At 57.2% G+C, this 26,955-nt stretch carries 18 protein-coding genes and 2 pseudogenes; 12 read left to right on the top strand and 8 right to left on the bottom strand.

What is annotated here, in order from left to right; all coding sequences use genetic code 11:
- The first annotated feature begins 271 nt into the window (after window positions 1-271).
- Window positions 272-1,930: an ATP-dependent endonuclease gene (locus AB8818_RS06790; RefSeq protein WP_192982963.1), complete on the top strand. Its 1,659-nt coding sequence runs from the start codon at window positions 272-274 to the stop codon at window positions 1,928-1,930.
- On the opposite strand, the gene AB8818_RS06785 is transcribed toward AB8818_RS06790, so the two are convergent.
- Window positions 1,927-2,883, bottom strand: coding sequence for a VirK/YbjX family protein (locus tag AB8818_RS06785; protein ID WP_192982965.1), 957 nt, complete (start codon window positions 2,881-2,883; stop codon window positions 1,927-1,929). The genes AB8818_RS06790 and AB8818_RS06785 overlap by 4 nt on opposite strands.
- 159 nt (window positions 2,884-3,042) lie before the next feature.
- Between AB8818_RS06785 and macA the strand changes: the two genes are divergently transcribed.
- Both macA and macB read left to right on the top strand, forming a co-directional pair.
- Window positions 3,043-4,158 (top strand): macrolide transporter subunit MacA, encoded by a 1,116-nt coding sequence (gene macA / locus AB8818_RS06780; protein ID WP_061098716.1) that lies wholly within the window; start codon window positions 3,043-3,045, stop codon window positions 4,156-4,158.
- Window positions 4,155-6,095 (top strand): macrolide ABC transporter ATP-binding protein/permease MacB, encoded by a 1,941-nt coding sequence (gene macB, locus AB8818_RS06775; protein ID WP_116340990.1) that lies wholly within the window; start codon window positions 4,155-4,157, stop codon window positions 6,093-6,095. The genes macA and macB overlap by 4 nt, the downstream gene beginning before the upstream one ends.
- 70 nt (window positions 6,096-6,165) lie before the next feature.
- Here macB and cspD read toward each other — a convergent pair whose 3' ends face one another.
- A complete protein-coding gene (cspD, locus tag AB8818_RS06770) occupies window positions 6,166-6,387 on the bottom strand; it encodes a cold shock-like protein CspD (protein ID WP_006809408.1) in 222 nt (73 codons plus the stop codon).
- 267 nt (window positions 6,388-6,654) lie between these two features.
- Between cspD and clpS the strand changes: the two genes are divergently transcribed.
- The 3 genes and pseudogenes from clpS (at window position 6,655) to AB8818_RS06755 (ending at window position 10,045) form a co-directional block, all read left to right on the top strand.
- On the top strand, window positions 6,655-6,975 hold the full coding sequence (gene clpS, locus AB8818_RS06765; protein WP_006174393.1) for an ATP-dependent Clp protease adapter ClpS: 321 nt from the start codon (window positions 6,655-6,657) through the stop codon (window positions 6,973-6,975).
- A gap of 27 nt (window positions 6,976-7,002) precedes the next feature.
- Window positions 7,003-9,282, top strand: a complete 2,280-nt coding sequence (gene clpA / locus AB8818_RS06760) for an ATP-dependent Clp protease ATP-binding subunit ClpA (protein WP_008499992.1) — start codon at window positions 7,003-7,005, stop codon at window positions 9,280-9,282.
- 313 nt (window positions 9,283-9,595) lie between these two features.
- Window positions 9,596-10,045 (top strand): annotated as a pseudogene (locus AB8818_RS06755) (hypothetical protein).
- Window positions 10,046-10,116: 71 nt separating this feature from the next.
- Here AB8818_RS06755 and infA read toward each other — a convergent pair.
- The 6 genes and pseudogenes from infA to trxB form a co-directional block, all read right to left on the bottom strand.
- The gene (gene infA, locus AB8818_RS06750) at window positions 10,117-10,335 is read right to left on the bottom strand and encodes a translation initiation factor IF-1 (RefSeq protein WP_002211347.1); all 219 of its coding nucleotides are present in this window, start codon (window positions 10,333-10,335) and stop codon (window positions 10,117-10,119) included.
- Window positions 10,263-10,436 (bottom strand): annotated as a pseudogene (locus AB8818_RS06745) (hypothetical protein); the annotation flags it as partial. The gene infA and the pseudogene AB8818_RS06745, both read right to left, overlap by 73 nt.
- 183 nt (window positions 10,437-10,619) lie before the next feature.
- Window positions 10,620-11,324 carry a leucyl/phenylalanyl-tRNA--protein transferase gene (gene aat / locus AB8818_RS06740; RefSeq protein ID WP_061098712.1) on the bottom strand — a complete coding sequence of 235 codons (705 nt, stop codon included), beginning with the start codon at window positions 11,322-11,324 and terminating at the stop codon, window positions 10,620-10,622.
- Window positions 11,325-11,369: 45 nt separating this feature from the next.
- On the bottom strand, window positions 11,370-13,091 hold the full coding sequence (gene cydC, locus AB8818_RS06735; protein ID WP_166710623.1) for a cysteine/glutathione ABC transporter ATP-binding protein/permease CydC: 1,722 nt from the start codon (window positions 13,089-13,091) through the stop codon (window positions 11,370-11,372).
- Complete coding sequence (cydD, locus tag AB8818_RS06730) at window positions 13,091-14,857, bottom strand: cysteine/glutathione ABC transporter permease/ATP-binding protein CydD (protein WP_192982967.1); 1,767 nt, start codon at window positions 14,855-14,857, stop codon at window positions 13,091-13,093. The genes cydC and cydD overlap by 1 nt, the downstream gene beginning before the upstream one ends.
- A gap of 114 nt (window positions 14,858-14,971) precedes the next feature.
- A complete protein-coding gene (trxB, locus tag AB8818_RS06725; RefSeq protein ID WP_371199855.1) occupies window positions 14,972-15,940 on the bottom strand; it encodes a thioredoxin-disulfide reductase in 969 nt (322 codons plus the stop codon).
- A gap of 544 nt (window positions 15,941-16,484) precedes the next feature.
- Here trxB and lrp point away from each other — a divergent pair.
- The 6 genes from lrp (at window position 16,485) to dmsA (ending at window position 26,947) form a co-directional block, all read left to right on the top strand.
- Complete coding sequence (gene lrp, locus AB8818_RS06720) at window positions 16,485-16,979, top strand: leucine-responsive transcriptional regulator Lrp (protein ID WP_000228469.1); 495 nt, start codon at window positions 16,485-16,487, stop codon at window positions 16,977-16,979.
- Between the two features lie 135 nt (window positions 16,980-17,114).
- The gene (locus AB8818_RS06715; RefSeq protein WP_192982969.1) at window positions 17,115-20,810 is read left to right on the top strand and encodes a DNA translocase FtsK 4TM domain-containing protein; all 3,696 of its coding nucleotides are present in this window, start codon (window positions 17,115-17,117) and stop codon (window positions 20,808-20,810) included.
- A gap of 128 nt (window positions 20,811-20,938) precedes the next feature.
- Window positions 20,939-21,553, top strand: a complete 615-nt coding sequence (lolA, locus tag AB8818_RS06710; protein WP_116340976.1) for an outer membrane lipoprotein chaperone LolA — start codon at window positions 20,939-20,941, stop codon at window positions 21,551-21,553.
- 9 nt (window positions 21,554-21,562) lie between these two features.
- Window positions 21,563-22,906 (top strand): replication-associated recombination protein RarA, encoded by a 1,344-nt coding sequence (gene rarA / locus AB8818_RS06705; protein ID WP_163328579.1) that lies wholly within the window; start codon window positions 21,563-21,565, stop codon window positions 22,904-22,906.
- Window positions 22,907-22,998: 92 nt separating this feature from the next.
- Window positions 22,999-24,291, top strand: a complete 1,293-nt coding sequence (gene serS, locus AB8818_RS06700; RefSeq protein ID WP_008499983.1) for a serine--tRNA ligase — start codon at window positions 22,999-23,001, stop codon at window positions 24,289-24,291.
- A gap of 211 nt (window positions 24,292-24,502) precedes the next feature.
- Window positions 24,503-26,947 (top strand): dimethylsulfoxide reductase subunit A, encoded by a 2,445-nt coding sequence (gene dmsA, locus AB8818_RS06695; protein ID WP_166710631.1) that lies wholly within the window; start codon window positions 24,503-24,505, stop codon window positions 26,945-26,947.
- The last annotated feature ends 8 nt before the right edge of the window (window positions 26,948-26,955 follow it).

The raw sequence follows: 26,955 nt of genomic DNA, 5'->3' as shown, positions 1-26,955 counted from the left end.
CCACGCGTTTTCCCGCGCGCGGGATATATCGCCATAAAGGGATGACGACTCAAAGAGCCCGTATTTTAAAAACCAACAACACCCCTTCGCCACTTAAATAAATTCGATTAATTTGATTTAAGGCAATGTGATGTCAATCCTTGTTCAAGTCAGCGGTAAATAGAGCATAGTTCAAATCTCACAAGGATGAATGTTCTGCTGTCGTGCCAGGATTCCTGCCGCTATACTGCTGATAACTTAAAGGAAAAAGTGATCATTTCGCGGGGGATTTATGCTTCTCGAACGTGTGGAAATTGTCGGGTTTCGCGGTATTAACCGCCTGTCGCTTCAGCTGGAGCAGAACAACGTCCTGATCGGCGAGAACGCGTGGGGTAAGTCCAGCCTGCTGGATGCGCTGACGCTGCTGCTTTCACCCGAAGATGATTTGTACCACTTTGTTCACGATGATTTCTGGTTCCCGCCCGGCGACGTGACGGGCCGCGAGAAGCATCTGCATATCATCCTGACGTTCCGCGAATCCGAGCCCGGCCGTCACCGCGTGCGTCGCTTCCGTCCGCTGTCGCCCTGCTGGGTGCCCTGCGACGACGGTTTCCACCGGATTTTCTATCGTCTGGAAGGGGAGATGGCGGAAAACGAGGGGGTACTGACCCTGCGTGAATTCCTCGATGAGAAAGCCAATCCGATCCCGCTGGAGAATATCGACGATCTTGCGCGTCATCTGATCCGCCTGACGCCGGTGTTACGCCTGCGCGATGCGCGCTTTATGCGCCGTATTCGTAACGGCACCGTACCGAACATGCCGGAAGTGGAAGTCACCGCCCGCGAGCTGGATTTTCTGGCGCGAGAGCTGGTGTCGCGTCCGCAGAATCTTACCGATGGTCAAATTCGTCAGGGGCTGTCCGCGATGGTGCAGCTGCTGGAGCACTACTTTTCCGAGCAGGGGACGTCGGAGTCCCGCCATCGTTTGATGCGCCGCCGCTCTCATGATGAACAGCGCAGCTGGCGCTATCTCGACATCATCAACCGGATGATTGACCGGCCCGGCGGGCGTACCCATCGGGTGATTTTACTGGGGCTGTTTTCAACGCTTCTGCAGGCGAAGGGCACCGTGCGTCTTGACCGGGACGCACGGCCGCTGCTGCTGGTGGAAGACCCGGAAACGCGCCTGCACCCCATCATGCTCTCCGTGGCATGGCACCTGCTCAATCTGCTGCCGCTCCAGCGGATTACCACCACCAATTCCGGTGAGCTGCTATCGCTGACGCCGGTGGAGCACATCTGCCGTCTGGTGCGCGAGTCCTCCCGCGTATCCGCGTACCGCCTCGGACCCGGCGGGATGAATGCCGAAGACGGGCGGCGTATCGCGTTTCACATTCGCTTTAATCGCGCCTCGTCGCTCTTTGCCCGCTGCTGGCTGCTGGTTGAGGGGGAAACGGAAACCTGGGTCATCAACGAACTGGCGCGCCAGTGCGGCCACCATTTTGATGCAGAGGGCATTAAGGTCATCGAATTTGCCCAGTCGGGATTAAAACCGCTGATAAAATTTGCCCGCCGAATGGGAATTGAATGGCATGTGCTGGTGGACGGTGACGAGGCGGGGAAAAAATATGCCTCAACCGTGCGCAGCCTGCTGAACAACGAGCGGGAAGAAGAGCGCGACCACTTAACGATGCTGCCCGCGATGGACATGGAGCATTTTATGTACCGTCAGGGCTTTGACGACGTATTCCACCGCATTGCGATGGTGCCGATCGACGTACCAATGAACATGCGGCGCGTGATCGCCAAAGCTATTCACCGTTCGTCGAAACCGGATTTAGCCATTGAAGTGGCGACGGAAGCGGGAAGGCGGGGCGTGGAGGCCGTTCCGACGCTGCTGCGGAAAATGTTCTCCCGCGTGCTGTGGCTGGCACGCGGAAGGGCGGATTAACGCCGGGTTGCCTGTTCTACCTGCTGAATGAGGCAATCCAGCAGCGCGTAGCGGCGGCGATATTCAGAACGTTTTTTGCTCGCAATCTCGTCCATCGGTTTACGCGGCATGGCAAGCGGCAGCATAAAGTGGCCGCTATCCTGTTTTTCCCCACCGAGGGAACTCCAGAAGCTGTCGTAATCGGCCAGCAGTTTCCCCTCTTTTTTCTTGCGGTAGCGCCAGCTGCGATAAATATGGGTGGCGTTACTGACGGCAACAATCTGCGCGACCGGGAATGCGGCGCCGAACGTCATGGCGGCTTCAACCAGCAGGCGTTTCGGGAACAGGCCGTGGCAGGCCTTCGTCGCTTTCTGGATCTGCTCATGGGGAACATGCGCTTTCGCGCCCTGCAAACCGCCGATGAACAGCGTCGATTTTCCTTCAAACTGGCAGAGCGTGAAGGTTAGCTCCGCCAGCACCGTATTCTGACCGTCGCAGAAGGTGAGTGTGGCCTCGCCCTCTTTATCCAGAAACGCATCGGCACACAGGCGGACGGTAAATGGCAGGTCATCTTTCCCGGTTAAGGTCAGCAGCGTAGTCCCCTGCGTCGAAAGATAGCCCTTCAGGAGCGTGGCCGGAAGCTGGCGGCTCATGGCCTCATAGTGCCAGTTCAGGGATTCCAGCGCATGCTGACGGTCCATTTTCACCGTCAGCCAGGGACGGTGAAGCCGACACGGCAGACCGGGCTGCACCTGCAACATCTGCATCAGACGAGGCTGCTTAGCGAGGTTCGTTAACAGGCGAGACGTGCTCACGGGCGTTGCCAGCGAACGCAGCATGAACTTACGGCGATAGGCGGGGTTCTGCCATGCAAGGCCGGGCGCGATCTTACCGAACGCCAGGTTTTTGAAGAGCTGCCAGCCGGATGTCGGCTGCGTCAGGTTTGAAAGAGGTGTATCGACGATAGAAGACATGATAAATCCTGAGTCTTTTGGAATACCGCTATTTCAGCAGGGGAAATATCAACGTCTTGTAAACAAATTAAGGTGATTTCGGAGAACGGGGGTTTCGTTAAGGAGTCGTTTAGATAGAATCAACGTTTATTATTGCCAGAACATTTAATTGGAATATTTATGAACCTCAAGGGAAAACGCAGAACGCTGTTTCTGCTGCTGGCGCTGGTGATTGTAGCCGGTGGATTCTGGTTATGGCAGGTGCTCAACGCGCCTGTGCCGCAGTACCAGACGCTGATCGTTCGTCCCGGTGAACTGCAGCAAAACGTCCTTGCGACGGGCAAACTTGATGCGCTGCGCAAAGTTGACGTCGGCGCGCAGGTCAGCGGCCAGCTGAAAACGCTGTCGGTAGAGATTGGCGACAAGGTGAAAAAAGGCCAGCTGCTTGGCGTTATCGATCCCGAGCAGGCTGAGAACCAGATCCGCGAAGTGGAAGCTACGCTGATGGAGCTGCGCGCGCAGCGTGCGCAGGCGCAGGCAGAGCGTAACCTGGCGCAGGTAACGCTGACCCGCCAGCAGGCCCTGGCGAAAACCCAGGCTATTTCAAAGCAGGATTTAGACACCGCCGCGACTGAACTGGCGGTGAAACAGGCGCAGATTGGTACGATTGACGCGCAAATCAAGCGTAATCAGGCCTCGCTGGATACGGCGAAAACCAACCTTGATTACACAAAGATCGTCGCGCCGATGGCCGGGGAAGTGACGCAAATTACCACGCTGCAGGGCCAGACGGTAATTGCCGCCCAGCAGGCGCCAAACATTCTGACGCTGGCGGACATGAGCACCATGCTGGTGAAGGCCCAGGTCTCCGAGGCGGATGTGATCCATCTTAAGCCGGGGCAGAACGCCTGGTTTACCGTACTCGGCGACCCGCAAACCCGCTACGAAGGCGTGCTGAAAGATATCCTGCCGACGCCGGAAAAGGTTAACGACGCCATATTCTACTATGCGCGTTTCGAAGTCCCGAACCCGAAGGGCGTGCTGCGTCTGGACATGACCGCCCAGGTGCATATCCAGCTGACCGGCGTGAAGAACGTGCTGACCGTTCCGCTCTCCGCGCTGGGTGAATCCGCCGGGGACAATCGCTATAAGGTGAAAGTGCTGCGCAACGGCGAGACGCGCGAGCGCGAGGTGGTGATTGGCGCGCGCAACGACACCGACGTGGTGGTGGTCAAAGGGCTGGAAGAGGGCGAGGAGGTTGTTGTCAGCGAAAGCCTGCCCGGAGCCGCTAAATGACCGCGCTGCTTGAACTGAATGACATTCGTCGCAGCTATCCGTCGGGCGACGGCCCGGTGGAGGTGCTGAAGGGCATCTCCCTGCGGGTGGAGGCGGGCGAGATGGTGGCGATCGTAGGCGCGTCGGGTTCCGGTAAATCGACGCTGATGAACATTCTCGGCTGCCTGGATAAGCCCACCAGCGGTACCTACCGCGTGGCCGGGACGGACGTCTCAACGCTGGACGGCGACGCCCTGGCGAAGCTGCGCCGGGAACACTTTGGCTTTATCTTCCAGCGTTACCATCTGCTCTCTCACCTTAGCGCGGCGCAAAACGTAGAGGTGCCCGCGGTGTATGCGGGCGTTGAGCGGAAGAAACGCCTTGAGCGCGCGAAGGGGCTGTTAACGCGTCTGGGGCTGGCGGAGCGGGTGGATTACCAGCCGTCGCAGCTGTCCGGCGGCCAGCAGCAGCGCGTGAGTATTGCCCGTGCGCTGATGAACGGCGGGCAGGTGATCCTCGCGGATGAACCGACCGGAGCGCTCGACAGCCATTCCGGCGAAGAGGTGATGGCGATCCTGCATCAGTTGCGCGATCAGGGCCACACGGTGATTATCGTTACCCACGATCCGCAGGTGGCGGCCCAGGCTGAACGCATTATCGAGATCCGCGACGGTGAGCTGGTGAGCAACCCGCCGCCGCGCGAGGCCAGAACGGCGGCACCGAAGGAAGCGCTGCCTGCTTCGACCGGCTGGGGACAGTTCTCCAGCGGCTTTCGTGAAGCGCTGACCATGGCCTGGCTGGCGATGGCGGCCAATAAAATGCGCACCCTGCTGACCATGCTCGGCATCATCATCGGTATTGCCTCGGTGGTGTCGATAGTGGTGGTGGGCGATGCGGCCAAGCAGCTGGTGTTGGCGGATATTCGCGCTATCGGCACCAACACCATCGACGTTTATCCCGGCAAAGACTTTGGTGACGACGAGCCGCAGTATCAGCAGGCGCTGAAGTATGACGATCTGGCGGCCATCCAGAAGCAGCCGTGGGTGAACTCCGCCACGCCTGCGGTTTCGCAAAACCTGCGTCTGCGCTACGGCAATATCGACGTGGCGGCCAGCGCTAACGGCGTGAGCGGCGATTACTTTAACGTCTACGGCATGACCTTCAGCGAAGGCGCCACCTTCAACGCCGAACAGCTGGCGGGCAGGGCGCAGGTGGTGGTGCTGGACGCCAACTCGCGCAGACAGCTCTTCCCCAATAAAGCGAACGTGGTGGGCGAAGTGATCCTGGTCGGCAATATGCCTGCCACGGTTATTGGCGTGGCGGAAGAGAAGCAGTCGATGTTCGGCAGCAGCAAGATCCTGCGCGTCTGGCTGCCGTATACCACCATCTCCGGGCGGATTATGGGCCAGTCCTGGCTCAATTCCATCACCGTGCGCGTGAAAGAGGGCTATGACAGCGCGCTGGCGGAACAGCAACTGGAGCGGCTATTGACATTGCGCCACGGGAAGAAGGATTTCTTCACCTGGAATATGGACGGCCTCTTGAAAACGGCGGAAAAGACCACACGTACCCTTCAGCTGTTCCTGACGCTGGTGGCAGTGATCTCGCTGGTTGTTGGCGGTATCGGGGTGATGAATATCATGCTGGTGTCGGTGACCGAACGCACCCGGGAGATTGGCATCCGCATGGCGGTAGGGGCCAGGGCCAGCGACGTGCTCCAGCAGTTTCTGATTGAGGCGGTGCTGGTGTGTCTGGTGGGCGGCGCGATGGGCATTGCGCTCTCGATGATGATTGCCTTTGCGCTCCAGCTCTTTTTACCCGGCTGGGAGATTGGCTTCTCGCCGATGGCGATACTCACCGCGTTTTTGTGCTCCACCTTTACCGGCATTTTGTTTGGCTGGCTGCCTGCGCGCAACGCGGCGCGGCTGGATCCTGTGGACGCGCTGGCTCGGGAATAACCCGAAAATAAAAATGCCAGCCGATCGGGCTGGCATTTTGACTGCGGGATGTACACAATAAAACAGAGAGCTATGCAACCGTTTCTGCTTCAACGGGTACGATAAGGCTTGCATGATTGCCTTTTGGCCCCTGGTGTACATCGAACCGGACGGATTGCCCGGCTTTGAGCGTCCTGTAACCATCCATCTGAATGGTGGAATAGTGAGCGAAGATATCTTCGCCGCCGCCTTCGGGGCAGATGAAGCCAAACCCCTTGGCGTTGTTGAACCACTTAACAGTACCCATTTCCATGCTTCGACATCCTTCGTAAATCTTATAAATTAAGATGGAATGAACCGGTGGTGGAGTGGGGGCTGTTCAAAACCTCGCCATCTCACGCTTGTACAATTTAGATAAACGAAAGACGTCGTCAAGCGTTTGGCGCTGGAGTTGGGACAATAATCAACCAAAGTTTGAAGCAGTTAACGCTATTGCAACAGTTTGTGACAGACATCGCGGATGACAGTAATAGATGATTGTTATCTAACATCTGAGGTAGATTCAAAGTGGTTATGCAAAATGGGTAAGACCAACGACTGGCTGGATTTTGACCAGCTGGCGGAAGACAAAGTGCGTGACGCGCTAAAACCGCCATCTATGTATAAAGTTATGTTAATGAACGATGATTACACGCCGATGGAATTTGTTATTGACGTGCTACAAAAGTTCTTTTCTTATGATGTAGAACGTGCAACGCAACTGATGCTTACCGTTCATTATCGTGGCAAAGCTATCTGCGGCATCTTTACCGCCGAGGTGGCGGAAACCAAAGTGGCGATGGTGAACGACTATGCGAGGGAGAACGAGCATCCGTTGCTGTGTACGCTGGAAAAGGCCTGATAAGGCATAAAATTGGGGGAGGTGCCTATGCTCAATCAAGAACTGGAACTCAGTTTAAATATGGCTTTCGCCAGAGCGCGTGAGCACCGACATGAGTTTATGACCGTCGAGCATTTACTGCTCGCACTGCTTAGCAACCCATCTGCCCGCGAAGCGCTGGAAGCCTGCTCCGTGGATCTGGTGGCGCTACGTCAGGAACTCGAAGCCTTCATCGAACAAACCACACCGGTGCTGCCAGCCAGTGAAGAGGAGCGCGACACGCAGCCGACGCTCAGCTTCCAGCGCGTGCTGCAGCGCGCGGTATTCCACGTCCAGTCTTCCGGACGTAGCGAAGTGACTGGCGCAAACGTCTTAGTCGCCATCTTCAGCGAGCAGGAGTCACAGGCTGCCTACCTGCTGCGCAAACACGAAGTCAGCCGCCTCGACGTGGTTAACTTTATCTCTCACGGAACGCGCAAAGACGAGCCTAACCAGGCATCGGACTCCAGCAATCAGGTCAATAACAATGAAGAGCAAGCAGGCGGGGAGGATCGTATGGAAAACTTCACCACCAACCTTAACCAGCTTGCTCGCGTTGGCGGTATCGACCCGCTGATTGGCCGCGATAAAGAGCTGGAGCGTGCGATCCAGGTGCTGTGCCGTCGCCGCAAGAACAACCCGCTGCTGGTGGGGGAATCCGGCGTGGGTAAAACCGCGATTGCCGAAGGCCTTGCCTGGCGCATTGTGCAGGGCGACGTGCCGGAAGTGATTGCCGATTGCACCATCTACTCGCTGGATATCGGCTCGCTGCTGGCGGGCACCAAATACCGCGGTGATTTTGAAAAACGCTTCAAGGCGCTGTTGAAACAGCTGGAGCAGGATACCAACAGCATCCTGTTTATCGATGAGATCCACACCATCATCGGCGCAGGGGCGGCCTCCGGTGGCCAGGTGGATGCCGCGAACCTGATCAAACCGCTGCTCTCCAGCGGCAAGATCCGCGTGATTGGTTCCACCACCTACCAGGAGTTCAGCAACATCTTTGAGAAAGACCGTGCGCTGGCGCGCCGCTTCCAGAAAATCGACGTGACCGAACCGTCCGTCGAGGAAACGGTGCAGATCATCAACGGCCTGAAGCCGAAGTACGAAGCGCACCACGACGTGCGTTACACCGCGAAAGCGGTCCGTGCGGCGGTGGAGCTGGCGGTGAAATACATCAACGACCGTCATCTGCCGGATAAGGCGATTGACGTGATTGATGAGGCAGGGGCGCGTGCGCGTCTGATGCCGGCCAGCAAGCGTAAGAAAACCGTTAACGTGGCGGATATTGAGTCCGTGGTGGCCCGCATCGCGCGTATCCCTGAGAAGAGCGTTTCTCAGAGCGACCGCGACACGCTGCGCACCCTCGGCAATCGCCTGAAAATGCTGGTCTTTGGTCAGGATAAAGCCATTGAGGCCTTAACCGAAGCGATCAAAATGGCCCGTGCCGGACTGGGGCATGACCACAAGCCTGTCGGTTCCTTCCTGTTCGCTGGCCCGACCGGCGTGGGGAAAACCGAGGTGACGGTTCAGCTCTCCAAAGCGCTGGGCATTGAGCTGCTGCGTTTTGATATGTCCGAGTACATGGAGCGTCACACCGTCAGCCGTTTGATTGGTGCGCCTCCGGGATATGTGGGCTTTGACCAGGGCGGCCTGCTCACCGACGCGGTGATCAAGCATCCGCACGCGGTTCTGCTGCTTGATGAAATCGAGAAAGCGCACCCGGACGTGTTCAACATCCTGCTGCAGGTAATGGACAACGGGACGTTGACCGACAACAACGGGCGCAAGGCGGACTTCCGCAACGTGGTGCTGGTGATGACCACCAACGCCGGGGTGCGTGAAACCGAGCGTAAATCCATCGGCCTGATCCACCAGGATAACAGCACCGATGCGATGGAGGAGATCAAGAAGATCTTCACGCCGGAGTTCCGTAACCGTCTGGACAACATTATCTGGTTCGATCACCTGTCTACCGAGGTGATCCATCAGGTGGTGGATAAGTTCATCGTCGAACTGCAGGTTCAGCTGGATCAGAAAGGCGTGTCGCTGGAAGTGAGCCAGGAGGCCCGCAACTGGCTGGCCGAGAAAGGCTACGACCGCGCGATGGGGGCCCGTCCGATGGCGCGCGTGATTCAGGACAACCTGAAGAAACCGCTGGCGAACGAGCTGCTGTTTGGCTCGCTGGTGGATGGCGGTCAGGTGACCGTGGCGCTGGACCAGGCGAAGAACGAACTGACGTACGATTTCCAGAGTGCGGCGAAGCACAAGCCGGAAGCGGCTCACTAAGTTGTTTTAGTTCAAAAGCCGGGTTTTTAACCCGGCTTTTTTGTGCCCGCTTTTCTTCCTCTCCCTGTGGGCTGAGGAATCTCCACAAATTAATGCGAGCAGTGAACAATCCCCTCGCCCATTTGGGGAGAGGGTTAGGGTGAGGGGAACAGACCGCAGAAGAATTTTGCGAGGCGCTTTCCAGTTTCTTTCGAAGACTGTTGCTGGATAAATCCATAGTAATAAAATGGCGGCGTACCTGCAAAATCAGGTGCCGGGATTGGCGTCCTGAAAGTGTGTGCACAGACAATCTTACGTGCATAAAGGATCACCTATGACTGATATTAATAGCTTCGCCCAACTCTACACCGAACTCTCCCTCAACCCCGATCTCCCAACCCTCGCCGAGCGCTGCAAACTGCTCACCGAAATCCTCCTCGACTGCAAATCACCCCCGCAAACGTAGCCCGTTTGCCGTTGTCTCGGAGCTTACCTGGAAGAGTTGAAATCCGGCCTCACTGAATCAATGCGTGATTTTCAGGTGGTGGAATTTGAGGACGAAGCGGAACAACCGCGACAAAAAGAGTGGTTGCTGGAAGATACAGAAACGAAATGCGACTACTGCCGGGCGTTAAACCACGTGCTGCTGGTGTCGCATTTTGACCGCGAAATGTTGCCGCACCTGACGGGATTACTCCACGACATGGCCCATTCTATGGCGGGGGATTTAATCGCTCCTGTACAACCTTGGATGACAATACATCTTCCGACGCAGCAACATTAAAACCATAAATAAAAAAGGCCGGGATAATCCCGACCTTTTAAATATTCATCTGCCATTACAGGCGAAAACAATTAGCGACTACGGAAGACAATGCGGCCTTTGCTCAGGTCGTACGGGGTCAGTTCAACAGTCACTTTGTCGCCCGTCAAAATGCGGATGTAGTTTTTGCGCATTTTACCGGAGATGTGCGCAGTTACCACGTGACCGTTTTCCAGCTCTACGCGAAACATGGTATTAGGCAACGTATCAAGTACGGTACCCTGCATTTCAATATTGTCTTCTTTGGCCATCTAATCCTCTGGGGTATCACTACCAAGTTTTGAACCGGCAAGATAATGCCGAAATTCATCAATTAAGTAAAGAATTGCGCGTTTAAAACGCAGCAAAACAGTTTCGGCGCATTGCCCAAGCGTCACGGTACAACCGAACGGAAAGCGCATTCGTAAAGGGGATACAACAGGATAAACGTCAGGACGTTATCTGAAGCGAAGGTCCCAAACGGCGGCGGGGCAACAGGCAGAAGCTACTCTGCGGCATAATTATAACACCCTCACAAAAAATATGCGGAAAACATTTAGGCATTGGGCATAAAGAGCGTTCTGGGGATCCAGAAGTCGCGCGGGAGCTTCTCCTGACGGCAGGCGTCCAGATGCTCGATATACTGTCGTCGCGGGATGTCAACGGCACCGAGGGAGGCGGTGTGCTCATTGAGCACCTGACAATCGATCAGACGCCCGCCGCGTTGGGCAAAGGCCTGGCAGAAGACCAGCAGCGCGGTTTTCGAGGCGTTGACCGCACGGGAGAACATCGACTCGCCGCAAAATAGCGTCCCTTGCGCCACGCCGTACATGCCGCCAACCAGTTCTCCGTTTTCCCAAACCTCAATGGAGTGGGCGTAGCCAAGCTCATGGAGTTGATGATAGGCGTTGACGATATCGCGGGTGATCCACGTCCCTTCATGGCGATCTTCGGCACAGCCTTCGATCACCTGTCCAAAGGCGTGATTCAGCGTTACACGGTACGGGGATTTTGCATGGAATCGCTTCATGCTGCGGCTCAGATGGAACTGCTCTGGCCACAGCACGGCGCGCGGGTCGGGAGACCACCATAAAATCGGGTCGCCCGGAGAAAACCACGGGAAAATGCCGCGCTGGTACGCCATTAATAGCCGCGCAGGGCTAAGGTCACCGCCAAGGGCCAGCAGCCCGTTTGGCTCACGCAGCGCTCCCTCCGGCGAAGGGAACGCGATGTTATGACGAGAAAGCTGGACCAGGCGCATGACAGCAAAACTCCAGTACGCGAGTGAGGACGCTACAAATATAGTCTACAGACGCTGTTTGAACTGATAGTAGCGACCCTGTTTCGCCAACAGCTCTGCGTGACTACCTTGCTCAATAATGTGCCCGTTGTCCATCACAATTATCCGATCAAAACTTGCCAGCCCGCGCAGGCGGTGCGTCACCATCAGGACGGTTTTTCCTGCCATCACGTTCGCCAGCAAATCAAGGATTTGACTCTCGGTTGTCGCATCAAGCCCTTCTGTCGGTTCGTCGAGCAGCATCAGCGGCGCATCATGCAGCAGCGCGCGCGCAATGGCCAGACGGCGTAGCTCTCCGCCTGAAAGCTGACGACCGCCTTCGCCCAGCCAACTGTTGAGACCTTCGTCCTCAAGCAGCTTTTGCAGTCCGACCTGCTCCAGTACGGCGCGAAGATCATCGTCCGAAGCTTCTGGCGCGGCCAACAGCAGGTTATCGCGCAGGGTGGCGCTAAACAGATGCACGCGCTGTGGAACGACGCTCACGGTCTTGCGCAGGGCCTGCTCGCTGAAATCGGTCAGCAGCGTATTATTAAAACGAATCTGACCGCGCTGCGGATCCCAGGCCCGCGTCAGCAGCTGCAGCAGCGTCGACTTACCGCAGCCGGTACGGCCGAGGATCGCCATCCGCTGCCCTGCATTAACAGAAAGGTTGATACCGTCCAGCGCGTTCTGGGCCTGCTTGTCATAGGCGAAGGCCACGTTATCAAGCTTCAGCGCCACCTGCTCAGGCACGGCGGTTTGCGCTGCGCTGAACCTGACTTCAGGCTCCTGCTCGGCAATCTGGGTGATGCGCAGGGCAGAGGCGATCACCTGTCCAAGATGCTGGAAGGCGCCTGTCACCGGGGCCAGCGCCTCAAAAGCGGCCAGCGCGCAGAAAACGAAGAGCGCAATTAGTGGGCCTGGCTGGGTATTACCGCCAATCCCGCCGGAAGCCAGCCACAGCATGGCGATCACCGCCACGCCGCCGATTAACACCATCAGCGCCTGCGAGAAGGCCGTCAGTTCAGATTGACGGCGCTGGGCGTCATGCCAGTTCAGCTCCGTATTTTCCAGTCGGGCGCGGTAGCGCTTGCTGGCACCAAAAATAGTCAGCTCTGCCTGCCCCTGAAGCCAGGAGGTCAGCTGCTGGCGATAATCCCCGCGCAGACGCGTCAGGTTTTCCCCGGTGGATTTCCCGGCGCGATAAAACAGCGGCGGCAGAATAAGGAGCGTCAGCAGCATAATTCCACCCAGCGTCAGCGCAACGGGAACATCCAGAACGGACAGCCCCAGCGTGACCACTACAATCACTACAAACGCGCCTACAATCGGGGAGATCACCCGCAGGTAAAGGTGGTCCAGCGTGTCGACATCCGCAACGACACGGTTAAGTAACTCACCCTGACGAAAACGCGCCAGCCCGGCAGGGGAGAGGGGCAGCAGTTTGCTGAAGGTGTAAATGCGCAGGTGCTGCAGAACGCGGAACGTCGCGTCGTGGCTGACCAGCCGCTCGAAATAGCGTCCGGCAGTTCGGGTAATGGCGGTACCCCGCACACCTGCCGCCGGCAGCATATAGTTGAAGCTGTATAATCCGGCGAACCCTGCGACGGCGGAGGCCGACAGGAACCAGCCTGAAAGCGTGAGCAGGCCGATGCTGGCGAGCAGCGTCACAATCGCCAGCACGATCCCCAGCGTCAGCATCCATTTGTGGCGTTTATAGAGCGCAAGATAAGGCAGCAGAGCACGCATCAGATGTCCTCCTGACGATTCGCCAGCAGGGCGGCGAACGGCCCCTGCGCGGCAACGAGAGCGGCGTAATCGCCTTGCTCAACAATTCGGCCGTTCTCCATCACCCAGATCTGGTCCCAGTCGGCAATGCCTTCCAGCTGATGGGTGACCATCAGAGTGGTTTGCTGCCGGGATGCGGCGTTCAGGGCCTCCATGACGCGCTGTTCGCTGTGGGCATCCAGGCTGGCGGCGGGCTCATCCAGCAGCATCAGTTGGCACGGGTTAAGCAGCGCGCGGGCAACGGCCACACGCTGCGCCTGTCCGACTGACAGCCCGGCGGACTGGTCGCCGACCACGGTATCAACTCCTTGCGGGAGCAGCGGCAGAAACTCGCTGACCCAGGCGCGGTCGAGAACGGACTGTAGTTCATCTTCACGGGCATCCGGGCGCGCCAGGAGCACGTTTTCGCGCAGCGTGGAGGCAGGAAGCTGCGGGTTTTGTCCGACCCAGCTGAGCTGCTTACGCCAGGCGTCGGGATCGAGATTACGCAGTTCAGCTTTGTTTATCCGCAGCGAACCGGTGTAGGCCATAAAACCGGATAGCGCATTCAGTAGAGAGCTTTTCCCGGAACCGCTGGTGCCGACCAGCACCACGCGTTTTCCGGCTGGCAGGGTAAAGTTCAGCGGACCCGCGAGCACTTTGCCTTCAGGTGACAGAATGGAAAAGTCCTGCGCTTCAATGGTCACGGGGTCTTTAGCATTCAGCGTCACGTCACCGCGCTCCGGGTGCGCCAGAGGCGTCTCCAGGAAGGTTTTCAGGCTGTCGGCCGCGCCAACGGCCTGCGCTTTGGCATGATAGAAGGTGCCCAGGTCGCGAAGCGGCTGGAAAAACTCCGGGGCCAGGATGAGCGCCAGGAAACCGGCAGAGAGGGTGACTGCCGTGCCGTAGTGGCCGAAATCCAGCGCGCCGAGATAGGAGAAACCGAAATAAACCGCCACGAGGGCAATCGACAGCGAGGTAAAGAATTCCAGCACGCCGGAAGACAGGAACGCCAGGCGTAACACCTCCATCGTGCGCTGGCGGAAGTCCTGTGATGCCAGGCGAATATTCTCGGTTTCCGCTTCACCGCGACCAAAAATACGCAGGGTTTCCATCCCGCGCAGGCGATCGAGGAAATGTCCGCTCAGCCTGCCCAATGCCAGGAAGTTGCGGCGGTTGGCATCAGCCGCACCCATGCCGACCATCGCCATAAACAGCGGGATCAGCGGGGCGGTGCCCAGCAGGATCACTGCCGCCACCCAGTTGACGGGGAAAATGGCGATAACAATCAGCAGCGGAACGAAAACCGCCAGCGCCATCTGCGGAAGATAGCGCGCGTAGTAATCGTGCATATCGTCGATCTGCTCAAGGATCAGCGTCGCCCAGCTTCCGGCCGGTTTACCCTGGATCCACGCGGGCCCGGCTTCCTGAAGGCGATCCAGCACCTGACGGCGGATCTCGTAGCGGATATGCTGTCCGGCGTGGAAGCCGACGCGCTCACGCAGCCACACCACCCAGGCGCGCAGGACAAAAACCAGGATCAGAACAATAAAGGGCAGCAGGAGCGCTTCGCGGGGAATGTTCTCCATGATCATGTGATTAAGAATGCGGGCCAGCAGCCATGCCTGGGCAACAATCAACAGACCGCTAACGAACCCCAAAAGACGGGAGATCGTAAGCCAGCGGCGGGAAATAACGCTTTGCTGTTTCAGCCAGCGTGTTAACTCTTGTTGACGGGTTTTTTCCATTGCGTATTTTGCAGGTGACGTTATAAGAAATTAGACATCTGCATGTTACACGCGAGCAAAAATAAAGGCGACCTGTGGCCGCCTTTATTTACGTTTGTTACTGACTTGTAAAGATTATTTACCTTGTTCAGCCAGTCCATCGAGATAGCGTTCAGCGTCCAGCGCGGCCATACAGCCGGTGCCCGCAGAGGTGATCGCCTGACGGTAAATATGGTCCATTACGTCACCGGCAGCGAACACGCCCGGGATGCTTGTCTGGGTCGCGTTACCGTGGCTGCCGGACTGCACTTTGATGTACCCGTTTTCCAGCTCCAGCTGGCCTTCGAAGATCGCGGTATTCGGGCTGTGGCCGATAGCCACAAACAGACCCGCCACCTCCAGCGTTTCGACGTTATCGGTGTTCTGGGTATCACGAATGCGCAGACCCGCAACGCCCATCTGATCGCCCGTGACTTCTTCCAGGGTACGGTTGGTGTGCAGCACGATGTTGCCGCTCGCCACTTTATCCATCAGGCGCTTAATCAGGATCTTCTCGGCGCGGAAGGTGTCACGACGGTGGATCAGATGCACTTCAGAGGCAATGTTCGCCAGGTAAAGCGCTTCTTCCACCGCGGTGTTGCCGCCGCCGATAACCGCGACTTCCTGGTTACGATAGAAGAAACCGTCGCAGGTGGCGCAGGCAGAGACGCCGCGGCCTTTGAACGCTTCTTCAGACGGCAGGCCGAGGTAGCGGGCAGAGGCCCCGGTAGCGACGATCAGCGCGTCGCAGGTGTATTCGCCGCTGTCGCCCGTCAGGCGGAACGGACGGTTCTGCAGGTCAACCTTGTTGATGTGGTCGAACAGGATTTCGGTTTCGAACTTAGCAGCATGCTCGTGCATGCGTTCCATCAGCAGCGGCCCGGTCAGGTCGTTCGGGTCGCCCGGCCAGTTTTCCACTTCCGTGGTGGTGGTCAACTGACCGCCTTTTTCCATGCCAGTGATCAGTACCGGCTGCAGGTTTGCGCGTGCAGCATAGACCGCCGCGGTATATCCCGCAGGTCCAGAACCAAGGATTAGCAACTTACTGTGTTTGGTCGTGCCCATGAGATCCCCATTGTTGTTGGCAGGCAATGGGCTGGATTGTAGGGAATTTGTTGCCGTAAAAAAAGAGCGCTGGGATTTTGCTTTCGATATATGCAATAGCTGCGCCCGATGAATCTTGCGCCGTTACATCACGTTTTCTACTTAAAACCGCTCGTTTATAAGGCAGTAAAATGAGGATTAATACCCCCCCGTAATGAATATCCGGCATCTTGTACTAAAAAACGATGTTTTGCTTTGACAATCCCCTGCGCATTTGCGAAAACATTCAAGGAAGAAAAAAAACCGCGTTAACCGTATGCCGCATAGGCATGCACGTAAATGCCATTTTTACCGTGTCAGTGAAATCTACGCATGGCGTGGACAGACGCCATACGTGATGTCGGTGACAGCCTTCGGGCAGCGGTCTTCTTACCAACAGAACCCGAATCCGCATCGCGTCTAATACATAACCAGGCGATGTGATGACTAACGGGTACAGGCTCTGAACAGTGATGTGCACAGGGTCCAGGCAGGAGTAGGGAAGGAATACAGAGAGACAATAATAATGGTAGATAGCAAGAAGCGCCCTGGCAAAGATCTCGACCGTATCGATCGTAACATTCTTAATGAATTGCAAAAGGATGGGCGTATTTCCAACGTCGAGCTTTCAAAACGTGTGGGACTTTCCCCGACGCCGTGCCTTGAGCGTGTGCGCCGACTGGAAAGACAGGGTTTTATTCAGGGCTATACGGCTCTGCTGAACCCGCATTATCTGGATGCCTCACTTCTGGTATTTGTTGAGATTACTCTGAATCGTGGTGCGCCGGATGTGTTTGAGCAATTTAACGCCGCTGTACAAAAACTTGAAGAAATTCAAGAGTGTCATCTGGTGTCCGGTGATTTCGACTACCTGTTGAAAACCCGTGTGCCTGATATGTCCGCCTACCGTAAGCTGCTGGGGGAAACCCTGCTGCGTCTGCCAGGCGTGAACGACACCCGTACCTATGTGGTGATGGAAGAGGTCAAACAGAGCAATCGTCTGGTTATTAAGACGCGCTAACACGGAACAGGTGCAAAATCAGCGTAGTTTGATTACACTCCTGTTAATCCATACAGCAACAGTGCCGGGGAGCCCCGGCGCTGTTGTCCGTTTTAGCAAACAGGCAGGATATGCCTGATACCTGGAGAGCCTTTCTTGAGCCAGGAATACACTGAAGACAAACAAGTCACACTATCGAAGCTAAGCAGCGGACGTCGTCTCCTCGAGGCTTTGCTGATCGTTATTGCCCTTTTTGCCGTCTGGCTGATGGCAGCCTTACTCAGTTTCAACCCCTCCGATCCCAGCTGGTCGCAAACCGCGTGGCATGAGCCTATCCATAATTTAGGCGGCGTACCCGGAGCCTGGCTTGCGGACACGCTCTTTTTCATTTTCGGTGTAATGGCCTATACCATTCCCGTCATTATTATTGGCGGATGCTGGTTTGCATGGCGTCATCGTCAGAACGATGATTACATCGATTATTTCGCGGTTTCCCTGCGCCTGATTGGCGCGCTGGCGCTGATCCTCACCTCCTGCGGGCTGGCGGCGATTAACGCCGATGATATCTGGTACTTCGCCTCCGGCGGGGTAATTGGCAGCCTGCTGAGCTCTGCGCTACAGCCGATGCTTCACAGCAGCGGCGGCACGCTGGCGCTGCTCTGCATCTGGGCGGCAGGGCTGACGCTGTTTACCGGCTGGTCATGGGTGAGCATTGCCGAGAAGATCGGAAGCTTTATTCTTACGATCCTGACCTTCGCGAGCAACCGTACCCGCCGCGACGACACGTGGGTCGATGAAGAAGAATATGAAGATGAGTACGAAGAGGAAGACGATGCGCCGGTGCAGCGTCGTGAATCTCGTCGTGCTCGTATTCTGCGTGGTGCCCTGGCGCGTCGCCAGCGCGTTGCTGAAAAATTTGCTAACCCGCTTGGACGCAAAACCGATGCGGCGCTCTTCTCCGGTAAGCGTATGGATGAAGATGAGCAGGTTGAGTACCGCGCAGCGGGTAGCGCAGTAGATCCTGATGATGTGCTTTTCTCCGGCAACCGTGCGATGCCGGGTGATTTCGATGAATACGATCCGCTGCTTAACGGGCATACCGTTACCGCGCCGGTTGCCGCAGCCGCAGCAGCAACGACCGCAGCACAGGCGTATGCCGCCCCTGTCGAAGCCGTGATGCCATCCGCGCCGGTTCCACCACCGGAATCCGCTATCCAGCAGCCTCAGGTTGCCTGGCAGACTGCACCGGGTGTCCACACGCCGGAGCCCGTTATCGCGCCTGAACCAGAGAGCTATGTCCCTGTGCAGCAGGAGCAGTGGCAGCAGCCTTATCAGCCGCCGCAACCTGAGTATGAACCGCAGCACTATGAGCAGCCTGCGGCCCAGCCTTATCAGGCGTATGCGCCTGAACCGGTTGAACCCGCGCAGCCTTATGTGGAGCCTCATCCTGAACCTGAGGTGGTGGAAGAGGTGAAACCGTCTCGTCCGCCAATGTACTATTTTGAAGAAGTTGAAGAACGCCGGGCTCGTGAACGCGAACAGCTGGCTGCATGGTATCAGCCTGTGCCTGAACCGGTGCAGGAGCCGGTTACAAAGGCACCTTCAGTTTCGGTTCCGCCGGTCGACCCGACGCCTGCTGTTGCCCCCGTAGCGGAAAGCGTGAAGCAGGCTACTGCGGCCTCAGCGGCGGCAGCACCGGTATTTAGCCTGGCAACGGGCGGTGCGCCGCGTCCGCAGGTGAAAGAGGGAATTGGTCCCCAACTGCCTCGCCCTAACCGCGTCCGCGTTCCAACCCGTCGTGAGCTTGCCTCCTATGGTATCAAGCTGCCTTCCCAGCGGATGGCCGAAGAAAAAGCGCGTGAGACGGACTATGAAGATGATGCCGATGAAATGCAGCAGGACGAACTGGCCCGCCAGTTCGCCGCGCAGCAGAATCAGCGCTACGGTGAAGCCTATCAGCACGATGAACCGATGCTGGAAGACGAAGATGACGCGGCTGAAGCCGAATTAGCGCGTCAGTTTGCGGCAACCCAGCAGCAACGTTACTCCGGTGAACAGCCTGCTGGCGCGAACCCGTTCTCATTATCGGATTTCGAGTTCTCACCAATGAAAGATCTGGTGGATGATGGTCCGAGCGAGCCTCTGTTCACCCCGAGCGTGATGCCTGAAGCAGAGCCTGTGCGCCAGCAGCCGGCGCCGCAGGCACAGACATACGCGCAGCCGCAGCAACCTGTTCAGCAGCCGTATGCGCAACCGCAGCAGCCGCAACAACAGCCGCCGCAGTTCCAGCAGCCAGCGCCACAGCCTCAGGAGAGCCTAATTCACCCGCTGCTGATGCGTAACGGTGACAGCCGTCCGCTGCAGCGTCCGAGCACGCCGCTGCCGTCGCTGGATCTGCTGACGCCGCCGCCGGCTGAAGTCGAGCCGGTTGATACGTTTGCTCTGGAGCAGATGGCCCGTCTGGTGGAAGCCCGTCTGGCAGACTTCCGCATCAAGGCGGACGTGGTGAATTACTCACCGGGCCCGGTTATTACCCGTTTCGAACTTAACCTGGCGCCGGGCGTCAAAGCCGCGCGCATTTCTAACCTGTCCCGCGATCTGGCGCGTTCTCTGTCGACCGTTGCGGTACGTGTGGTGGAAGTGATTCCGGGTAAACCGTACGTTGGCCTTGAGCTGCCGAACAAGAAACGTCAGACCGTTTACCTGCGCGAAGTGCTGGATAACACCAAGTTCCGCGATAACCCATCCCCGCTGACCGTAGTGTTGGGTAAAGATATCGCCGGCGACCCGGTGGTGGCTGACCTCGCGAAAATGCCTCACCTGCTGGTAGCGGGTACCACCGGTTCCGGTAAGTCCGTCGGTGTGAACGCCATGATCCTCAGCATGCTCTACAAAGCGCAGCCGGAAGATGTGCGTTTCATCATGATCGACCCGAAAATGCTCGAACTGTCGGTCTACGAAGGCATTCCGCATCTGCTGACGGAAGTGGTCACCGACATGAAAGACGCCGCCAACGCCCTGCGCTGGAGCGTCAACGAGATGGAGCGCCGCTACAAGCTGATGTCTGCGCTGGGCGTGCGTAACCTGGCCGGCTATAACGAGAAAATCGCCGAGGCGGCGCGCATGGGCCGTCCAATCCCGGATCCTTACTGGAAACCGGGTGACAGTATGGATGCACAGCATCCGGTGCTGGAGAAACTGCCTTATATCGTCGTGCTGGTGGATGAATTCGCCGACCTGATGATGACCGTCGGTAAGAAAGTGGAAGAGCTGATCGCGCGTCTGGCACAGAAAGCGCGTGCGGCAGGTATTCACCTGGTGCTGGCGACCCAGCGTCCGTCCGTAGACGTTATCACCGGCCTGATTAAGGCGAACATACCGACTCGTATCGCGTTTACCGTTTCGAGCAAAATTGACTCCCGTACCATTCTCGACCAGGGCGGCGCTGAGTCTCTGCTGGGAATGGGGGACATGCTGTACTCCGGCCCGAACTCCACCTCACCGGTGCGCGTACACGGTGCGTTCGTTCGCGACCAGGAAGTACACGCGGTGGTGCAGGACTGGAAAGCGCGCGGACGTCCGCAGTACGTTGACGGTATTACCTCCGACAGCGAAAGCGATGGTGGCGGCGGTGGCTTTGACGGCGGTGAAGAGCTGGATCCGTTATTCGATCAGGCGGTTAACTTCGTCACTGAAAAACGTAAAGCCTCCATCTCTGGCGTGCAGCGTCAGTTCCGCATCGGCTATAACCGCGCGGCACGTATCATCGAGCAGATGGAAGCGCAGGGCATCGTGAGCGAGCAGGGGCACAACGGTAACCGTGAGGTGCTGGCTCCGCCGCCGTTTGATTAACCCTCAACATTTGCAAAGAAGGGTAAATCAGCAAAAATTAAGCATTTTCTTCTGTCGCCTGCCTGCGGGCAGGTCCAGAATAGATGACGGAACCCCCATTTCGGGAAGACGTATTTTAAGGAATAACAATGAAAAAAATCGCCATCGCCTGTGCATTACTCACCAGTTTTGTTGCCAGCAGCGTCTGGGCTGATGCAGCCAGCGACCTTAAAAGCCGACTGGACAAAGTCAGCAGCTTCCACGCCAGCTTCACGCAAAAAGTGACAGACGGCAGCGGCAACGCGGTGCAGGAAGGACAGGGGGATTTGTGGGTGAAACGCCCTAATCTGTTTAACTGGCATATGACCCAGCCTGATGAAAGTATTTTGGTGTCAGATGGTAAAACCCTGTGGTTCTTCAACCCGTTCGTTGAGCAGGCCACGGCGACCTGGCTGAAGGACGCGACCAGCAACACGCCGTTTATGCTGATTGCCCGCAACCAGGCCAGCGACTGGCAGCAGTACAATATTAAACAGAAGGGTGACGAATTTGTCCTGACGCCGAAAGGCAGTAACGGCAACCTGAAGCAGTTCACCATCAACGTAAGCACCAACGGTACCATTAACCAGTTCGGCGCGGTTGAGCAAGACGATCAGCGCAGCAGCTACCAGCTTAAATCTCAGCAGAACGGCGCTGTTGACGCATCGAAATTCACCTTTACCCCGCCGCAGGGCGTAACGGTGGACGACCAACGCAATAAGTAAGAGGCATGAGTGGGCAATCTGTCGCTCGATTTTTCAGATAACGCGTTTCAACCTCTGGCCGCCCGTATGCGGCCAGAAAATTTAGCGCAGTATATTGGTCAGCAGCATCTGCTGGCTGCGGGGAAACCCTTGCCGCGCGCCATTGAGGCCGGGCATTTACACTCGATGATCCTCTGGGGACCTCCGGGCACCGGCAAAACCACGCTTGCAGAAGTGATCGCCCGGTATGCTAACGCGGACGTTGAGCGTATCTCTGCGGTGACGTCGGGGGTGAAGGAGATCCGCGAGGCGATCGAGCGAGCGCGGCAGAACCGCAATGCCGGACGCCGCACTATTCTCTTTGTCGACGAAGTCCACCGCTTCAACAAGAGCCAGCAGGATGCCTTCCTGCCGCATATTGAAGACGGCACAATCTTCTTCATCGGGGCGACCACCGAAAATCCATCGTTTGAACTGAACTCGGCGCTGCTGTCCCGCGCGCGCGTTTATTTGCTTAAATCCCTGACCACCGAGGATATCGAAAAGGTCCTCACGCAGGCGATGGAGGATAAGGCGCGGGGCTACGGCGGGCAGGATATCGTGCTGCCTGACGACACGCGACGTGCGATTGCGGAGCTGGTCAACGGCGATGCGCGTCGGGCGCTAAACACGCTGGAAATGATGGCCGATATGGCCGAAGTGGATGATGCCGGGAAGCGGGTGCTGAAGCAGGAGCTGCTGACCGAAATTGCCGGGGAGCGCAGCGCGCGTTTCGATAATAAAGGCGACCGTTTCTACGACCTGATTTCGGCGCTGCATAAGTCCGTGCGCGGCAGCGCTCCGGATGCAGCGCTGTACTGGTACGCGCGTATCATCACCGCGGGTGGCGATCCGCTATATGTTGCGCGCCGCTGCCTGGCAATTGCGTCAGAAGATGTTGGCAATGCCGACCCGCGCGCCATGCAGGTTGCGATCTCGGCCTGGGACTGCTTTACCCGCGTAGGCCCGGCGGAAGGCGAGCGTGCCATTGCCCAGGCGATTGTCTATCTGGCCTGTGCACCGAAAAGCAACGCCGTCTATACCGCATTTAAAGCCGCGATGTCGGATGCGCGCGAACGCCCTGACTACGATGTGCCGGTCCACCTGCGCAATGCGCCAACCAAACTGATGAAAGAGATGGGTTACGGGCAGGAGTATCGTTACGCCCATGATGAACCCAACGCCTACGCCGCTGGCGAGGAATATTTCCCGCAGGAAATGGCACAAACCCGCTATTATCACCCCACAAACAGAGGTCTTGAGGGCAAGATTGGCGAAAAGCTCGCCTGGCTTGCCGGACAGGATCAAAATAGCCCTATAAAACGCTACCGTTAGCGCTATCGTTGCGGTAATGTTGGCGTAGTATCCCTGTGGCCGCAGGCTGTGGTCACATTTTCCTATTTTAATTCGATAAGCACAGGATAAGCATGCTCGATCCCAATCTGCTGCGTAATGAGCCAGACGCAGTCGCTGAAAAACTGGCACGCCGGGGCTTTAAGCTGGATGTAGATAAGCTGCGCGCTCTTGAAGAGCGTCGTAAAGTTCTGCAGGTACAAACTGAAAATCTGCAGGCAGAGCGTAACTCTCGATCGAAATCCATTGGCCAGGCGAAAGCGCGCGGGGAAGATATTGAGCCATTACGCCTGGAAGTGAACAAACTGGGTGAAGAGCTGGATCAGGCGAAAGCGGAGCTGGACGTTCTTCAGGCCGAAATTCGTGATATCGCCCTGGCGATCCCGAACATTCCTGACGACAGCGTGCCTGTCGGCAAAGATGAGAACGACAACGTTGAAGTGAAACGCTGGGGCACGCCTCGCGAGTTCGACTTCGAGGTGCGCGATCACGTGACGCTGGGCGAAATGCACGCGGGCCTGGACTTTGCAGCAGCGGTTAAGCTGACCGGTTCTCGCTTCGTGGTGATGAAAGGCCAGATTGCCCATCTGCACCGCGCGCTGGCGCAGTTCATGCTGGATCTGCACACCGAACAGCATGGCTACAGCGAAACCTACGTTCCGTATCTGGTTAACCACGATACGCTGTACGGCACGGGCCAGCTGCCGAAATTTGCCGGCGATCTGTTCCATACCCGCCCGCTGGACGAAGAGGCAGACAGCAGCAACTACGCGCTGATCCCAACCGCGGAAGTACCGCTGACCAACCTCGTACGTGATGAGATCATCGACGAAGATGACCTGCCAATTAAGCTGACAGCACATTCTCCGTGCTTCCGTTCTGAAGCGGGCTCTTACGGTCGTGACACGCGCGGTCTGATCCGTATGCACCAGTTCGACAAAGTTGAGATGGTGCAGATCGTTCGTCCGGAAGAGTCCATGGACGCGCTGGAAGAGATGACCGGCCACGCTGAGAAAGTGCTGGAGCTGCTGGGTCTGCCGTACCGTCGTATGGCGCTGTGCACTGGTGACATGGGCTTTGGTGCCTGCAAAACCTTCGACCTGGAAGTCTGGGTACCTGCGCAGAATACCTACCGTGAGATCTCCTCCTGCTCTAACGTCTGGGATTTCCAGGCGCGCCGCATGCAGGCACGCTGCCGCAGCAAGTCTGACAAGAAAACCCGTCTGGTGCATACCCTGAACGGCTCTGGTCTGGCCGTTGGCCGTACGCTGGTTGCCGTGCTGGAAAACTACCAGCAGGCAGATGGCCGCATCGAGATCCCTGAAGTGCTGCGTCCATACATGAAAGGCCAGCAGTACATCGGCTGATAATTTGTCTTAAAACAAAAAAGCGCCTCAGGGCGCTTTTTTTATGCCTTTGATTTGATACGAAGCAATAACCTCTCCCTCTAAAGTAGTAATACTCTTCCGAATGAAAGTCAGCATAAAAAGCTGATAACGAAGAAATTCGTTATAAATAAAACTATATAGCGGTCTATGCCGCCTCTCATTTCTTTGTGAGCAACCAAAGTGAGTCTTTATGAAAATCAACGCGCCTGAAGCGTTAATGGCTGCCGAGGTCACTCGCCGTGGGTTGATGAAAACCACGGCAATTGGCGGCCTGGCCGTAGCCAGTAGTGCCTTCACGCTCCCTTTCACCCGACTGGCGTCGGCGGCAGATGCACTGTCCCCAGCCTCAGCTCCGGAAAAAGTGGTGTGGAGTGCCTGTACCGTAAACTGCGGTAGCCGTTGTCCGCTGCGTATGCATGTAGTGGATGGTGAAATTAAATATGTCGAAACCGACAATACCGGGGACGATAACTACGAAGGGTTACATCAGGTTCGCGCCTGTCTGCGCGGTCGCTCCATGCGTCGTCGCGTGTATAATCCGGACCGCCTGAAGTATCCGATGAAGCGCGTCGGTAAGCGTGGGGAAGGGAAGTTCGAGCGTATTAGCTGGGATGAAGCCTACGACATCATCGCCACCAATATGCAGCGCCTTATCAAAGAGTACGGCAACGAATCCATCTACCTGAACTACGGCACCGGGACGCTCGGCGGCACGCTGACCCGCTCCTGGCCGCCGGGTAAAACGCTGGTGGCGCGCCTGATGAACTGCTGCGGCGGTTATCTCAACCACTACGGCGACTACTCTTCCGCGCAGATTGCAGCGGGCCTCAACTATACCTACGGCGGCTGGGCGGACGGCAACAGCCCGTCTGATATCGAAAACAGTAAGCTGGTCGTGCTGTTTGGCAATAACCCGGGCGAAACCCGCATGAGCGGCGGCGGGGTAACCTACTACCTGGAACAGGCCCGCGCAAAATCCAATGCTCGCATGATCATCATCGATCCGCGCTATACCGACACCGGTGCCGGACGTGAAGACGAGTGGATCCCAATCCGTCCGGGTACCGATGCGGCGCTGGTTTCCGCGCTGGCGTGGGTGATGATCACCGAAAACCTCGTCGATCAGCCTTTCCTGGATAAATACTGCGTCGGCTATGACGAGAAAACCCTGCCCGCCAGCGCGCCGGCTAACGGTCACTACAAGGCGTATATTCTCGGTCAGGGCAGCGATGGCGTGGCGAAAACGCCCGAGTGGGCCTCCACCATCACCGGTATTCCGGTGGCGCGTATCGTTCAACTGGCGCGTGAGATTGGCTCAGCCAAACCGGCCTATATCAGCCAGGGCTGGGGACCGCAGCGTCATGCGAACGGCGAAATCGCGACCCGTGCCATCTCAATGCTTTCTATTCTGACGGGTAACGTGGGCGTTCACGGCGGAAACACCGGCGCGCGTGAAGGCTCTTATGAAGTGCCGTTTGAACGTATGCCGACGCTGGATAACCCTGTTCAGACCAGCATCTCCATGTTTATGTGGACCGATGCGATCGAACGCGGCCCGGAAATGACCGCCCTGCGCGATGGCGTGCGCGGCAAGGACAAGCTGGACGTGCCGATCAAGATGATCTGGAACTATGCCGGTAACTGTCTCATCAACCAGCACTCTGAAATCAACCGCACTCATGAAATCCTGCAGGATGACAAGAAGTGCGAGATGATTGTGGTGATTGACTGCCACATGACCTCCTCGGCGAAATATGCCGATATCCTGCTGCCGGACTGCACCGCCTCTGAGCAGATGGATTTCGCGCTGGACGCCTCCTGCGGCAACATGTCCTACGTGATCTTTACCGACCAGGCGATTAAACCGCGCTTCGAGTGTAAAACCATCTATGAGATGACCTCTGAGCTGGCGAAACGTCTTGGCGTTGAGCCGCAGTTTACCGAGGGACGTACTCAGGAAGGGTGGATGCGCCATCTGCATGAACTTTCCCGTAAAGCGATCCCTGACCTGCCGGATTTCGATACCTTCCGCAAGCAGGGTATGTACAAACAGCGCGATCCGGAAGGGCACCACGTGGCGTACAAAGCGTTCCGTGAAGATCCGCAGGCGAATCCGCTGACCACGCCATCGGGCAAAATCGAGATCTACTCCGAAGAGTTGGCAAAAATCGCGTCGACCTGGGAACTGCCGGAAGGGGACGTTATCGATCCGCTGCCGATCTACACGCCTGGTTTTGAAAACTATAACGATCCGCTGACGGCGAAATTCCCGCTGCAGCTGACCGGTTTCCACTACAAAGCGCGAGTGCACTCCACCTACGGCAACGTCGACGTACTGAAAGCCGCCTGCCGTCAGGAGATGTGGATCAACCCGATGGATGCCAAAGCTCGCGGCATCGGCAATGGCGATCGCGTGCGTATCTTCAACGGTCGCGGCGAGGTACACATTGAGGCCAAAGTGACGCCGCGCATGATGCCAGGCGTGGTGGCGCTGGGGGAAGGGGCCTGGTACAGCCCCGATGCCAACCGCATCGACCAGGCGGGCAGTATTAACGTGCTGACCACGCAACGTCCGTCGCCGCTGGCGAAGGGCAACCCATCCCACACAAACCTTGTCCAGGTTGAAAAGGTTTAAGGAGTAAC

The organism is Enterobacter sp. KB-280D8, from assembly GCF_041399405.1.
In the GTDB taxonomy this organism is placed as follows: Bacteria; Pseudomonadota; Gammaproteobacteria; order Enterobacterales; family Enterobacteriaceae; genus Enterobacter; species Enterobacter cloacae_N.
This window is presented reverse-complemented; position numbering and strand designations above follow the sequence as displayed.

What these genes read in the sequence shown, in the direction of transcription:
- AB8818_RS06785 (WP_192982965.1), bottom strand. Translation starts at nt 2,883, where the DNA reads ATGTCTTCTATCGTCGATACACCTCTTTCAAACCTGACGCAGCCGACA.
- serS (WP_008499983.1), top strand. Translation starts at nt 22,999, where the DNA reads ATGCTCGATCCCAATCTGCTGCGTAATGAGCCAGACGCAGTCGCTGAA.
- aat (WP_061098712.1), bottom strand. Translation starts at nt 11,324, where the DNA reads ATGCGCCTGGTCCAGCTTTCTCGTCATAACATCGCGTTCCCTTCGCCG.
- macB (WP_116340990.1), top strand. Translation starts at nt 4,155, where the DNA reads ATGACCGCGCTGCTTGAACTGAATGACATTCGTCGCAGCTATCCGTCG.
- lolA (WP_116340976.1), top strand. Translation starts at nt 20,939, where the DNA reads ATGAAAAAAATCGCCATCGCCTGTGCATTACTCACCAGTTTTGTTGCC.
- clpS (WP_006174393.1), top strand. Translation starts at nt 6,655, where the DNA reads ATGGGTAAGACCAACGACTGGCTGGATTTTGACCAGCTGGCGGAAGAC.
- macA (WP_061098716.1), top strand. Translation starts at nt 3,043, where the DNA reads ATGAACCTCAAGGGAAAACGCAGAACGCTGTTTCTGCTGCTGGCGCTG.
- cydC (WP_166710623.1), bottom strand. Translation starts at nt 13,091, where the DNA reads ATGCGTGCTCTGCTGCCTTATCTTGCGCTCTATAAACGCCACAAATGG.
- cydD (WP_192982967.1), bottom strand. Translation starts at nt 14,857, where the DNA reads ATGGAAAAAACCCGTCAACAAGAGTTAACACGCTGGCTGAAACAGCAA.
- clpA (WP_008499992.1), top strand. Translation starts at nt 7,003, where the DNA reads ATGCTCAATCAAGAACTGGAACTCAGTTTAAATATGGCTTTCGCCAGA.
- trxB (WP_371199855.1), bottom strand. Translation starts at nt 15,940, where the DNA reads ATGGGCACGACCAAACACAGTAAGTTGCTAATCCTTGGTTCTGGACCT.
- cspD (WP_006809408.1), bottom strand. Translation starts at nt 6,387, where the DNA reads ATGGAAATGGGTACTGTTAAGTGGTTCAACAACGCCAAGGGGTTTGGC.
- lrp (WP_000228469.1), top strand. Translation starts at nt 16,485, where the DNA reads ATGGTAGATAGCAAGAAGCGCCCTGGCAAAGATCTCGACCGTATCGAT.
- dmsA (WP_166710631.1), top strand. Translation starts at nt 24,503, where the DNA reads ATGAAAATCAACGCGCCTGAAGCGTTAATGGCTGCCGAGGTCACTCGC.
- AB8818_RS06790 (WP_192982963.1), top strand. Translation starts at nt 272, where the DNA reads ATGCTTCTCGAACGTGTGGAAATTGTCGGGTTTCGCGGTATTAACCGC.
- infA (WP_002211347.1), bottom strand. Translation starts at nt 10,335, where the DNA reads ATGGCCAAAGAAGACAATATTGAAATGCAGGGTACCGTACTTGATACG.